Origin of the sequence: Paucilactobacillus suebicus DSM 5007 = KCTC 3549, from assembly GCF_001434475.1 — a bacterium.
GTDB lineage: Bacteria > Bacillota > Bacilli > Lactobacillales > Lactobacillaceae > Paucilactobacillus > Paucilactobacillus suebicus.
The window spans coordinates 43,098-56,953 of the sequence record NZ_AZGF01000001.1 but is presented as its reverse complement, the minus strand read 5'-3'; the positions used below and the strand labels follow the sequence as shown (position 1 = coordinate 56,953).

Below are 13,856 nucleotides of genomic sequence, written 5' to 3'. Positions count from 1 at the left end.
GGAGGCCAATAATGCAATATAGTGAAATCATGGTTCGATATGGCGAATTATCAACCAAGGGTAAGAACCGTAAATCGTTTATTGATCGCTTAGGATCTAATGTTCGTAAAGTGTTACATGATTTGCCAGAGGTCAAAGTTCATGCTAACCGGGATCGCTTGCATGTTAGCTTAAACGGAGCTGACAGTGACGACGTGGTTGCACGACTAAAGTTAGTATTTGGCATTCAAAACTTTTCGCCATCAGTTCAGGTAGAGAGAACGTTTGAAGCGACTGCCGAAACTGCTAAGCAAATGGTGAAAGAGCAACTGGCTGGCAGTAAAACATTTAAAATTAATACCCGTCGCTCGGACCACAATTTTGAAATGGATACAAATGAAATGAATACCCGTTTGGGTGGAGTTATTTTAGATACTTTTCCCGAACTAACTGTGGATGTTCATCATCCCGATTTGATTATTCGAGTTGAAATTCGAGCCAATGGTATTTTCTTATCAAGTGAAACAATTGATGGTGCTGGCGGACTCCCAGTTGGAACAGGTGGCAAGGGAATGCTGATGCTTTCTGGTGGCATTGATTCACCAGTTGCCGGATATTTGGGGATGAAGCGTGGAGTGTCAATGGAAATGGTCCATTTTTTCAGTCCACCTTATACTAGCGAACAAGCTTTAGCGAAGGCTGAAGAATTGACAGGTAAGTTGGCCCGTTATAGTGGAACAATCAAATTTTTGCAGGTTCCATTTACTGAAATTCAAGAAACGGTTAAAGAAAAGGTCCCAGAAGGCTATTTAATGACTGTTCAACGTCGAATGATGTTACGTTTAACTGCTGCTTTGGCACTCAAACGACATGGACTGGCAATTTTTAACGGAGAATCACTGGGTCAAGTTGCATCGCAAACGATGGAAAGCATGTTGGCGATCAATGACGTCACTACGTTGCCAATCCTACGGCCTGTTGTTTCTCTTGATAAGACAGAGATTATCAAAATTGCTGAAGATATAGATACTTATGATCTGTCTATTCTTCCGTTTGAAGATTGCTGTACTATTTTTGCACCACCAAGTCCAAAGACAAAACCTAATCTTGAACGTACCCGATTGTATGAATCACGTTTAGATGTTGAGGGATTAATGCAAAAGGCTTTGGATGGTGTCAAAATCACTGATGTCCATGCTGGTCAGGAATTTTTGAATGAAGAAGCTGACGCATTTGCCGAATTACTTTAGGATTGTGAGTAACAAGCTTGCAAACACAGAAAAAGTGTTGTAATTTTAGTACAATCCCATGATAATTTGGGTAAACGAGTTAGGAAGGAGTGCGTGATTGTGGAAATAACACGCCGGGGTCAAGTTGAAACATTGGTTGGTAATCCACCAGAAGTTGGTGAGGAACTGCCACACTTTAAGGTCTTTAATGCTGAGGGTCAAAAAGTTAAAACTAGAGACTTGTTAGGTAAGATATTATTGATTAGCGTTGTTCCAGATATTAATACTAGAGTTTGCAGTATTCAAACTAAAAAGTTTAATAAGACAATGGATCAATACCCAGATGTAAAATTTATCACCGTTTCAACAAATACGACAAAGCAACAGGCTGCATGGTGTGCTGCTGAGGATGTACAACAAATGGAGATGATGTCTGATAGCGAGGAATCCTTCGGCTATGAGATGAAGCTCCTTGTTCCCAACGAGGGTGTTTTAGCACGTTCAATCTTTATTGTTGATGGTGCTGGTAAAATTATTTATCGTCAGATTGTGGAAGAACAGACTGACGAGCCAAATTACTTGGCTGCAATTAACGCACTAAAAAAACTAATTTAAGTGCTTGACGCACTTTAAATTATTGACTATCATATACGTCAATAAGCATCGAACAAGAGAGTACGGGTCAACATGTGTTAAGAGAGAAAGTTGTTAGGTGAGAAACTTTCGGCTTGTTGACGTGGAAGGTAGCTTGTGAGCTGGATATCTGAACCGAGTAAGGTATCCCGGATAAATTCCGTTAACATGATTTAAGTGGGGATAAAACCCAATTTAGGTGGTACCGCGAGAAACTCGTCCTATTTTTTATAGGGTGGGTTTCTTTTTTTTGTTGATGCAAACACATAAAATTTTAAGGAGAGTGGTTCCATGGCTAAAGAAACAGACATGTCAACTAAGTATGATCCTCAAGCGGTCGAATCAGGCCGCTACCAGAAATGGTTGGATCAAGGATTATTCAAGCCTAACGGCGATAAAAAAGCACATAAATATTCAATTGTTATTCCGCCACCGAATGTCACCGGGAAGCTTCATTTGGGGCATGCTTGGGATACAACTCTTCAAGATATGATTATTCGTCAAAAGAGAATGCAAGGTTTTGATACTTTGTGGCTACCAGGAATGGATCATGCTGGTATTGCAACTCAAGCAAAGGTTGAGGCACGTCTTCGTGATCAGGGCGTTTCTCGTTACGATTTAGGCCGTAAAAAATTTGTCCAACAAGTTTGGGATTGGAAAGATGAATACGCAGATATCATTCATCAACAATGGGCCAAACTAGGGCTGTCACTTGATTACGATCGCGAACGCTTCACCCTTGATAAGGGCCTTAATAAAGCAGTTCGTAAGGTTTTTGTTGACCTATATAATAAAGGCTTGATTTACCGTGGTGAATACATTATTAACTGGGATCCACAGGCAAGAACTGCACTTTCAGACATCGAAGTGATTCACCAGGATGACGAAGGGGCCTTCTATCATGTTAAGTACCCATTCACAGATGGCACTACATTTAACGGTAAAGACTATATTGAAATTGCCACTACACGTCCAGAAACTATGTTTGGTGATGTGGCGGTTGCAGTACATCCAAGTGATGAGCGATACAAGGAGTTAGTGGGCAAAAAAGTTTTAGTACCACTTGTTAATCGTGAAGCGGAGATTATCGCTGATGAGTATGTTACTCCTGACTTTGGAACAGGGATGGTTAAGATTACGCCAGCCCATGACCCCAATGACTTTAAAGTTGGTAATCGCCATAACTTGAAGCGAATCAATACCATGAATGAAGATGCCAGCATGAACGAAAATGCCGGTAAGTATGAAGGCATGGACCGTTTTGAAGCTCGTAAAGCAATTGTTCACGATTTGGAAGAACAGGGATACATGTTGCGTGTTGAACCAATCGTCCATTCAGTCGGTCACTCAGAACGGACTGGTGTTCAGGTTGAAGCTCGCCTTTCAACCCAATGGTTCGTCAAGATGAAGCCATTAGCTGAGGCCTCACTAAACAATCAAGATACTGATGATCGTGTTGACTTTGTGCCACCTCGTTTTGAAAACACCTTTACTTCTTGGATGGAAAATATTCATGATTGGGTTATATCACGTCAGTTATGGTGGGGACATCAAATTCCAGCTTGGTATAACAAACAGACAGGTGAAACATACGTTGGAATGGAAGCACCAAAAGATATTGAAAACTGGGAACAGGATAAAGATGTACTAGATACATGGTTCTCAAGTGCACTTTGGCCATTTTCAACAATGGGCTGGCCAGATACTGAAAGCCCAGATTTCAAGCGCTACTTCCCAACAGATACACTTGTTACCGGATATGATATTATTTTCTTCTGGGTTGCCAGAATGATGTTCCAGAGTACGGAATTCACTGGTCGTCGGCCATTTAAGAATGTTTTAATTCACGGTTTAATTCGTGATGAGCAGGGTCGTAAAATGAGTAAATCATTAGGTAACGGAATTGATCCGATGGATGTGATTCAGAAGTATGGTGCTGATGCACTGCGTTGGTTCCTGGCTACTGGGTCAACTCCAGGGCAAGATGTTCGATTCAGTTACACTAAGATGGATTCAGCCTGGAATTTTATTAACAAGATTTGGAATGCCAGCAGATATGTAATTATGAATCTCGGTGACATGGAAAAACCAGTTCTTCCTGATAAGAGTAAGTGGGATTTGGCAGATAGATATATCTTGAATCAGTTGAATCACACAGTTTCGGAAGTTACACGACTCTTTGAAAGCTTTGAATTTGGTGAGGCCGGTCGAGCTCTGCATAACTTTATCTGGAATGATTTCTGTGACTGGTACATTGAAATGTCAAAGGAAAAATTAAATAGTGGGGATGCACAAGCGAAGGCAGATACGCAAAATATTTTGGCTTACGTTTTGGATCAAACACTTCGTTTGATGCACCCAATTATGCCTTTTGTGACTGAGAAACTTTGGTTAACTATGCCTCATGAAGGTGACTCATTAGTCACCGCTGATTATCCGGTTGTTCATGACGATTTTGTTGATGAATCTGCTTCTGAACAAATGGAACATTTGATTGAGTTAATCAAGGCTGTTCGTAATATTCGGAATGAAGCTGGCGCACCAATGTCAACTCCTGTTGATATTCAAATCAAGGTGGACAATGAAAATCTTGGAAAAGTGTTTAGTGATAATCGCGAGTATATCGATCGTTTCTGTCACCCAGAAGAATTGACCATTGGCACCGATGTGGTTGCTCCTAAGTTAGCTTTAACGGGAATTATTACTGGCGCAGAGGTCTATATTCCAATGGCCGAATTGGTTGATTTAGACGAAGAAAAAAATCGTTTAAATAAGGAAATTGAAAAGCTTAACAAGGAAGTTGATCGTTCTGCTAAGAAGCTTGGTAATGAACATTTTGTAGCTAACGCTCCAGAAAGTGTTGTCAATGCAGAACGTGATAAACAAACTGAATGGAACCAGAAGCTAAGTGCAGCAAAGGATCGACTTGCATCAATTAATAAAGCATAATCAGATTTTTGTAATTTTTAAATTAGGGGCTGGGTACCCAAGATACTCAGCTCCTTTTGAATATTATCAAAACTTGTAAAAAAATCGTGTTTTAAGAGTATTATTAACGTTTGTAGGCACTAGTTTAATTAAAGGAGTAGCTTAACAATGGCGATCGATACTTATGAGCAGGCATTGAATTTTATTCATGGTAGAACTCAATTTAAAAAAATTCCAACTCTAAAAAGAATGCGCAAGTTGATGGAAATGTTGGGAAACCCACAAAACAAACTCACAATGATTCACGTGACTGGAACGAATGGCAAGGGATCAACCGTCGCATTCTTACGGTCCATATTAATGGCGCACGGGTACAGCGTTGGCACGTTTACGTCACCGTTTATTACTAGATTTAACGAACGAATTAGTTTGGACAATCAGCCAATTGATGACGATGATTTGGTTAACTACACTAATCGTGTCAAAGAAATTGTTGATCAGTTGGATGAAACTTTGCCTGAAGGTGGACCAACTGAATTTGAAATTGTGACAGCTATTATGTTTATGTACTTTGCGGATGTTAAACCTGATGTAGTTGTTGTGGAGGTTGGAATAGGCGGACTGTACGATTCAACTAATATTATTCAGCCAGTTATTTCGGTGATAACCACTGTTGGATACGATCACATGAATATTTTAGGTGACACACTGAGTAAAATAGCATTCCAAAAGGCTGGTATTATTAAAAGTGGCGCCCCAATAATTATTGGCAATCTTCCTGATGAAGCCTTAACGGTGATTAGGCATACGGCAAGCAAGCAAAAAGTCCCTTTAATAGAGCCAAAAAACGGATATGAAATTACTCGTGCACCGAGCAAAGAGATGTCCATGAAAATTAGATATAGCGATGATCAAATTCATCAGCAAATATTTAGTATCAATTTATTTGGAGAATTTCAGGTTAATAATGCCGGTGTGGCGATTGCTGCATTTGTCCAATTTATGGATCAAATGGGTTGGCAATTAAGTGTTAAATCTATAAATGAGGGGCTTAAACAAACCACATGGCCGGGTAGAATGGAATTAATTAACGATGAGCCAACAATTATTTTAGATGGGGCCCATAATCTACCGGCAATGCAGTCAATGAAAACGACAATTGTGAGAGATTTTGGTGATCGTGATGTGTATTTATTGGTGGCAATTTTAGCAGATAAACAGACACACGCCATGATTGCTGAATTAGCTGGTATCAGTAATGTACACTTGGTGGTAACGTCATTTGCAGGCCCTAAGGCTAAACGTCCAAGTGCCAATATTGAGGAATTAATTGCAAAACAGCATCCGAAAAATCCAATTCAAACTGCATCATCATGGCAAGAGGGGTTAGTAAAATTAACCAATAATTTGTCCGCGGATGACATTTTAATTATTACAGGATCACTGTATTTTATTTCGGATGTTCGTCATTTTTTCAAGGATTAGTAAATAACTTTTCGTATATTAACTTATATACGGGAGGAATATTAAATGAATGAAACCATAAATTTTAAATCAATGAGTGATCAACTTGTAGTTAAGAAATTTTTTAAGGCGGCATATCCTGGTGAAGAGGAAAAACTCAGTGATTGCTTTTGGAATTCATTTGCTGATCTTGGAGAGTTTAAAACAGCAAATACTCAAGAACGTTTAGCTGTGGCAGAAAAATGGCCAACAGAATTACAGCAGTTGATGCTAGGCATCGAGATTGGGCGACGAGTATGTAAGGCTTCTAGACCGATATTAGGGCACATATATTCAAGTAGCCAACTTGGTCAAATTTTGGTTGATGAATTTCAAGATGATTACCAAGAAAATTTGTGTTTGTTTTGCTTAAACGTGCGTCACATGATTGTGAGACAACAAGTTGTGTTTCGTGGAACTTTAACAACTTGTCCAGTCCACCCAAGAGAAATCTTCGCTGAAGCAATTGAGGCTCATGCAGAATCCATAATTATTGCTCATAACCATCCCAGTGGTATGACTAAACCGTCTGAAAATGATATCGAATTTACGAAACGATTGGTTGAATGTGGTGAATTACTGGGCATTGAGGTTCTAGACAGCTTTGTCGTTGGAGATAAGGATTATTTAAGCATGAAAGAATCGAAAATGTTGTAGGATTTATGAGTTGAAATGGTAAATAATTCGTTAAGTTCTCAACCATTCATTTTGAAATTTGCCAAAATGCGGTATCTTGTGTAAGAAAGATCTATGACTGATCTAGTTCACTATGGTATAATACTGATATTATTGCAAGAATATAACAGATTGAAATGATGAAGGGAAGAAACAACGTGCTTGGAATCGGAACAAAAAACATTGGCATCGATTTAGGAACTGCCAATACGATTGTGTACATTGATGGTAAGGGAATTGTTTTACGCGAACCGTCAGTTGTTGCTAAAAATACTAAAACTGGAGAGGTAATCTCCGTCGGCGAGGCTGCGCGTGAAATGATTGGTCGTACACCATCAAGTATCGTTGCAATTAGACCGATGAAAGATGGTGTCATTGCTGACTATGATACAACTGTCGCAATGATGAAGTATTACATTGAAAAAGCACTTGGTAAAAACAATGGTAAACCATATGTAATGGTGTGTGTGCCAAGCGGTGTTACCGAAGTTGAAAAACGTGCTGTGATTGATGCAACTCGTGTAGCAGGCGCACGCGATGCATATGTAATTGAAGAACCATTTGCTGCTGCTATCGGTGCTGGATTACCCGTTATGGATCCAACAGGTAGCATGGTTGTTGATATTGGTGGTGGAACAACCGATGTTGCCACAATTTCACTTGGTGGAATTGTTTCAAGCCGTTCAATCAGAATGGCTGGTGACAAGATGGATGAGGCTATTATTTCATATGTTCGCCAACACATGAACTTGATGATTGGTGAAAGAACTGCTGAAAAGCTTAAGTGGGATGAAGGTTCTGCTTCTGTTGAATCAGCTGGTGAAATGGGCAGTACTGAGATTCGGGGTCGCGATTTAGTGACTGGATTACCACAAACTGTTGAAGTTTCAGCTACCGATGTTGCTACGGCACTTCAGGATGTAGTATCCGAAATCATTACAGCAATTAAAGAAACATTAGAAGAAACTTCTCCTGAAATTGCTGCTGATGTAATTGATCACGGCATCGTCCTTACTGGCGGTGGCGCATTATTGAAACATTTACCAGAAGTCATTGCTAATGAAACTAAGGTTCCCGTATTTATTGCTTCAGAGCCATTAGACTGTGTCGCAATTGGAACTGGAGAATCATTAAAGAGCATTGATGTAATGAAGAAAAAGTAAAATAGCCTATAAGTTGTACGTGTTAAACGTGCGATATAAAGGTATTTAGGGACGGGGTTGGTCACAAAACTAATGTTTTGTCCAACCCCGTTAATATTAATCCGTAACTTCATTGGAGGATAAAAATGCGTAAGTTTTTTTCAAATCAGAGACTAGTAATAATTGTCGTTATTCTGGTTGTGTGCTTTGGCTTAATGGGTGGGTCAGTTGTTTTGAGAAATAAGCGGGCAACGCCACCTTTGATTCAACAATTTGGTAACGACATAGTTGGCTTTGCAAGCACAATTGTTGCCTTACCTGCAAATGGGTTGCAGTCAGGTTTTAATTCAATTTCTGAGTTAACAAATACCTATCAAGAAAATCGTCAACTAAAACAACAGGTGACGGGGTTAGCGCAGGTTAAGGTTAGAAACCAAACGTTGACTACCGAAAACAAACAACTTAAAAAAGAACTAAAATTAAATCATTCACTAACAGACTATAGTACTGTCACAGCTGCTGTAATGACTAGGACGCCTTCATCTTGGCAAAACCAACTTATTATCGATAAAGGTGAAACTTCGGGAGTTAGCAAAAATATGGCTGTCATGTCTGGCTCAGGTTTAATTGGTAGAATTTCAGAGGTTAACAAAACAAACAGTAAAGTGGAATTGCTTAGTGACAGCAATGAGGCTTCAAACAGGTTTGCCATTCAAATAACAAATAAATCGGGTAAGACAGTTAACGGTATTATTTCCGGCTATCAAAAGTCTACCGGATTGCTAACAATGGGTGACGTTACTTCTAAGGTTAGTCTGAAGAAGGGCGATAAGGTTATTACAAGCGGAATGGGTGGAGTTACTCCAAAAGGCTTGTATGTTGGTAAAGTTGCAAAAGTCAGTGAAGATGATTATGGACTAGCAAAGAAGATTTACATTACACCGGCCACCAGCTTTAACGACATTAATATCGTTACGGTTGCTGAACTCGATTCATAGGGGTAATACGAATGTATAGATTATCAAAACTGAGATTTGTTTTTCCAATTGGACTATTCATTACTTTTTTCTTGGATGGTTCGTTCAGCAAAATATTTAGTGGTGTGTTTTTTAGCTACCCATATTCGATGGTTAGTCATCTAGTATTATTATGGCTGGCGCTGGGGTATTTCTTTCAAAACGATGTCCATATCCCGTTAACTGGTTTTGCGGTAGCAACAGGCATTTGTTTTGACCTGTACTATTCTGGCATTTTAGGACTGTATATGGTTTTATTTCCGCTAATCGTTTGGTTAACCAGAGTAATTGGCCAGTACTTTACACCCAGCTTTTTAACGGCATTCATGGTGTTCTTTATTGATGTTGCGGTGTTTGAGTTTTTAAACTACGCTGCATATTCCGTGATTGGGATTGCTTCCGCAAGTTTTAGCAGCTTTGTTTTGTACACTTTGGCACCGACACTGGCACTAAATTTAATTTATTTTGTTGTTCTGTACTATCCACTTTACTTGCTGTATAGCAGGTATAATGAGGAAGCTAGATCATAGTTTCTAATTTAAGTGATTGACAATTAAATTGCGGTGTATTAGGATAATACACGTTAATTAAAAAGTTAAAAAACGATGAACAGAATAGTACGTTGGTTGGTTAAAGACAGAGAGCTTCGGTTGCTGAGAGCGAGGTATGACTGATGAATGGAATCACATCTGTGAGTTAGTTTCCTGAATTTAGTAGGGAGACTCGGGAAGCCCCGTTAACACGTTGAGTTTGATGAACAAACTTGCTGAGTCTGTGCTTGTGAAAGTGCAGTAACGTTGAGGTGGAACCGCGGATATCGCCCTCGCAATTCAATTTATGAATTGTGAGGGCGTTTTTTATTTATCAAACTTGCTGAGGTGATTGTTGTGAAATGGTCATAAATAGGGGTGGAACCACGGTAAGGCGTCCTCTTGAACTTAATTGTTCGAGAGAACGCTTTTGTTATAAATTATAAGAAGTTATATTAACTGGGAGGTTAAAAGATGTCATTACATTATGTATTTGAAATACTACCATCGCTTCTTTCAGGTGCTAGCCTGACTTTGCAATTATTCTTCTGGACATTGATCGGTTCGTTACCTTTGGGAATTGTGGTCAGTTTGGGACTCACGTCAAAGATTAAACCTTTAAAATGGGTACTTGATTTTTATGTGTGGCTGATGCGGGGAACGCCATTACTGCTTCAATTAATATTTGTTTTTTATGGTTTACCAATAATTGGCATCGTTTTTCAAAGATATGATGCTGCTGTCTTCGCTTTTATACTTAATTATGGAGCTTACTTCGCTGAAATTTTTAGGGGCGGACTTCAATCGATTGATAATGGTCAATACGAAAGTGCACGTGTTCTACGATTAAGTTACTGGCAAACGATTAGAAAAATTGTGATACCACAAGTTGTTAAAATTGTTCTGCCGTCAGTTGGTAATGAAGTGATTAACCTAATTAAAGATTCGTCATTAGTCTACGTGATTGGCCTTGGTGATCTATTACGTGCCGGTAATGTTGCAACATCACGTGATGTTACCTTGGTCCCACTGGTGCTAGTTGGTGTGATTTATTTAATATTAGTTGGAATTTGCACATACCTACTTCACAAGGTTGAACAACGCTATTCATATTACAAGTAAACGGGAGGGTTCAGAATGTTAGAAATTAAAAATTTGAAAAAGAGTTTTGGCAGTCGTGTCATTTTAAACAACATGAACGTTACCGTTAAGGACCGCGAAGTATTGAGTATTGTTGGACCATCAGGAGCCGGGAAAACTACTTTATTGCGTTGCATAACTGGACTTGAAAAGGCTGATTCTGGTGAATTCTTGATCGATGGTAAGTCATTTGATCCGCAAGGAACCGATACAACTGATAGTGTTATCGGTGTTGTCTTTCAAGATTTCAACCTATTTCCTCACCTATCGGTATTTGATAACATCACTTTGGCACCAACTATGGTTCTTAAAAAGGATAAGAATGAGGCACTTGATGAGGCAGAACAATTGTTGGCACAGTTAGGATTAAAAGGGAAAGGTGATCTTTTCCCATATCAACTATCAGGTGGTCAAAAGCAACGTGTTGCCATTGCCCGCGCTCTTGCAATGCATCCTAAAATCCTTTGCTATGATGAACCAACTTCTGCTCTTGATCCTAACTTGCGGCGTGAGGTTGAAAAACTGATTCTTGGTTTAAAAGAAGATGGCATGACGCAACTGGTTGTTACTCATGATATGGACTTTGCCAAAAATATTGCTGATGACATTCTAGAAGTCAGCTCACTTGATAAATTAAACCAAAAATAATCGCAATTAAGGGGGAGAGAAAATGTTAAAGAAGTGGAAAACTTGGCTTCTCTTAATTGTGTTGCTGGTACCTAGTTTGATGCTGACAGGGTGTGAGAGTGTCACACAAAAGGCACACACGCAAGATACTTGGAGCAGAATTGAACGTCGTGGTAAAGTGGTTATCGGATTGGATGATAGCTTCGTACCGATGGGCTTTCGTCAAAAAAATGGTAAGTTGGTTGGGTATGATATTGACTTAGCTCGTGCCGTTTTTAAACAGTACGGGATTAAGGTTGATTTTCAAACAATTGATTGGTCAATGAAGGAAACGGAACTTAACAATGGTACGATTGATTTAATTTGGAATGGTTATACCATTACCAGTGCTCGTAAGAAGGCGGTTTTATTTAGTCGACCATACTTGAAAAATAAACAGATATTGGTGACAAAAAAATCGAGTCATATTAAAGATTTTGCCGATATGAAGGGTAAGACGCTTGGCGTTCAAAATGGATCAACAGGTTCCGACGTTCTGGATAAAAATCCTAAGATGCTTAAAGATTTGATCAAAGGGAAGAAACCAATTTTGTACGACACATTTCCTGATGCATTTATTGATTTGAATGCTAACCGAATTCAAGGTATTTTGATGGATAAGGTTTACGCTGAATACTATATTAAGCACCAGTCTAATAGTTCAGCTTATTCAACGTATTTTAGTAATAAAATTCAATCTGAAAACTTTGCTGTAGGGATGCGTAAAGGTGACGTCACAATGAAGAAAAAGATTGATACTGCTTTAGGAAAAATGCAAAAGGATGGACAGTTAAAGAAAATTAATGAAAAATGGTTTGGTGATTCAAGTAACTACTTGGGTAAGCCATAAAGCCGTGACAAATCCAGCGACAATTGTTATGCTAAGTTTAATAATTGACGGGGGCAGTCATCGTGGTGATTGATTTTTGGATCTTGGCTGATGTTGTGTTTGCAATTAACACGATTACGGCATTCATTATTGTATTTAGAGAAAAACGTGATATTTCCGCAACCTGGGCCTGGCTGCTGGTACTTTTAGTACTTCCAGTAGTGGGCTTTTTGTTGTATTTATTTGCAGGTCGTAAATTGTCTCATCGCCGAATTTTTGATTTGAAGGCGCAGCAGCGTTTGGGTATCGATCAGATTGTTGCCAACCAAAAGCTTCAATTCGATGAACATGAATTATTGCCGGCAAACCAAGTGACAAACTCTGCACGTGAACTGGTACGACTTTTTCTAGAAACTGACAATGCCGTGCTCACAAAGCGTAACGCAGTTCGAATATATACAGATGGTAACAAATTGTTCGACAGCATTTTTGAAGATGTCAGACGAGCTAAACACCATATTAATATTGAGTTTTTTACCTGGTATAACGATCAAATTGGTAATGAATTTGTTAAGATACTAGAAAAAAAGGCCAGGCATGGAGTTCACGTCAGAGTTATCTACGATACATTAGGATCTCACGGTTCTAAGCGTAAGTTATTTAAGCATTTGGTTGAATTAGGTGGTCAGGTTGAACCGTTTTTAACTTCCAAATTTTTGCCGTTTTCACTTAGACTGAACTTTAGAGATCACCGAAAGTTAGTTATTATAGATGGCAAAACTGGATATATTGGAGGTTTTAACGTAGGGGACCAGTATCTTAACCGCAAGAAAAAATTTGGCTACTGGCGAGATACTCATTTGAGAGTTGTCGGGGATGCCGTTTTGTCACTACAAAGTCGATTCTTTTTAGACTGGAATGCGACAACCAAAAAGGACAAGGTTCGTTTTGATGCAAAGTATTTTCCACAGACAGTTGCTAAGGGATCCACCAGCATGCAAATTGTCTCCAGTGGCCCGGATGACGATCGCGAAAAGATTAAACAAGGGTACGTCAAAATGATATCCATTGCGACAAAAAAAATTTACATTGAATCACCGTATTTCGTTCCAGACTCGAGTGTTTTGGAAGCTTTGTCCATCGCAGCGACTGCGGGAGTCGATGTCCGACTGATTATTCCGGATCAGCCAGATCATCCGTTTGTTTATCGAGCAACTGAGTATTATTGCCAGGAACTGATCAATGCAGGTGGTAAAATTTACTCCTATCAAAACGGATTTATGCATTCTAAGATGATCGTTATTGATGGAAAGATTGTTTCTATTGGCTCCGCCAATATGGATATTAGATCGTTTAAGCTTAATTTTGAAGCAAATGCATTTTTATATGATCGAGAATTTGCACATGCTACGGAGTTGATTTTTTTGCACGATCAACAAAAATCTGATTTTTTGACGAAAGAACATTTTCGAAATCAATCTAGGTATATTAAAATAAAACAAAAATTGTCACGCTTAGTGGCACCAATCCTTTAAAAAAAATCATCACGCAATCTTCTGCTTACGAAGATTACGTGATGATTTTTT

General features: G+C 39.0%; 12 protein-coding genes and 2 other annotated features. All 12 genes read left to right on the top strand.

The window, feature by feature from the left end; translation table 11 throughout:
* Positions 1-11 precede the first annotated feature (11 nt).
* A complete protein-coding gene (gene thiI / locus FD16_RS00265) occupies positions 12-1,229 on the top strand; it encodes a tRNA uracil 4-sulfurtransferase ThiI (protein ID WP_010622808.1) in 1,218 nt (405 codons plus the stop codon).
* A 99-nt stretch (positions 1,230-1,328) separates the two neighbouring features.
* Entirely contained in the window at positions 1,329-1,823 is a 495-nt protein-coding gene (locus tag FD16_RS00260; protein WP_010622807.1) for a thiol peroxidase, read from the top strand.
* A 39-nt stretch (positions 1,824-1,862) separates the two neighbouring features.
* Positions 1,863-2,068: a binding site (T-box leader), on the top strand.
* 64 nt (positions 2,069-2,132) lie between these two features.
* Positions 2,133-4,790: a valine--tRNA ligase gene (locus tag FD16_RS00255; protein WP_010622806.1), complete on the top strand. Its 2,658-nt coding sequence runs from the start codon at positions 2,133-2,135 to the stop codon at positions 4,788-4,790.
* Between the two features lie 147 nt (positions 4,791-4,937).
* Positions 4,938-6,254: a bifunctional folylpolyglutamate synthase/dihydrofolate synthase gene (locus FD16_RS00250; protein ID WP_010622805.1), complete on the top strand. Its 1,317-nt coding sequence runs from the start codon at positions 4,938-4,940 to the stop codon at positions 6,252-6,254.
* 45 nt (positions 6,255-6,299) lie between these two features.
* A complete protein-coding gene (locus tag FD16_RS00245; RefSeq protein ID WP_010622804.1) occupies positions 6,300-6,929 on the top strand; it encodes a JAB domain-containing protein in 630 nt (209 codons plus the stop codon).
* A 176-nt stretch (positions 6,930-7,105) separates the two neighbouring features.
* The gene (locus FD16_RS00240) at positions 7,106-8,110 is read left to right on the top strand and encodes a rod shape-determining protein (RefSeq protein WP_010622803.1); all 1,005 of its coding nucleotides are present in this window, start codon (positions 7,106-7,108) and stop codon (positions 8,108-8,110) included.
* 125 nt (positions 8,111-8,235) lie between these two features.
* A complete protein-coding gene (mreC, locus tag FD16_RS00235; protein WP_010622802.1) occupies positions 8,236-9,087 on the top strand; it encodes a rod shape-determining protein MreC in 852 nt (283 codons plus the stop codon).
* Between the two features lie 11 nt (positions 9,088-9,098).
* Positions 9,099-9,635: a rod shape-determining protein MreD gene (gene mreD / locus FD16_RS00230; RefSeq protein ID WP_010622801.1), complete on the top strand. Its 537-nt coding sequence runs from the start codon at positions 9,099-9,101 to the stop codon at positions 9,633-9,635.
* 66 nt (positions 9,636-9,701) lie between these two features.
* Positions 9,702-9,933 (top strand) — a binding site (T-box leader).
* Between the two features lie 176 nt (positions 9,934-10,109).
* Positions 10,110-10,757 carry an amino acid ABC transporter permease gene (locus FD16_RS00225; protein WP_010622800.1) on the top strand — a complete coding sequence of 216 codons (648 nt, stop codon included), beginning with the start codon at positions 10,110-10,112 and terminating at the stop codon, positions 10,755-10,757.
* A 15-nt stretch (positions 10,758-10,772) separates the two neighbouring features.
* Positions 10,773-11,423 (top strand): amino acid ABC transporter ATP-binding protein, encoded by a 651-nt coding sequence (locus tag FD16_RS00220; protein ID WP_056938509.1) that lies wholly within the window; start codon positions 10,773-10,775, stop codon positions 11,421-11,423.
* Positions 11,424-11,445: 22 nt separating this feature from the next.
* Positions 11,446-12,291 (top strand): amino acid ABC transporter substrate-binding protein, encoded by an 846-nt coding sequence (locus FD16_RS00215; protein WP_010622797.1) that lies wholly within the window; start codon positions 11,446-11,448, stop codon positions 12,289-12,291.
* A 62-nt stretch (positions 12,292-12,353) separates the two neighbouring features.
* Positions 12,354-13,805, top strand: coding sequence for a cardiolipin synthase (cls, locus tag FD16_RS00210; protein ID WP_010622796.1), 1,452 nt, complete (start codon positions 12,354-12,356; stop codon positions 13,803-13,805).
* The last annotated feature ends 51 nt before the right edge of the window (positions 13,806-13,856 follow it).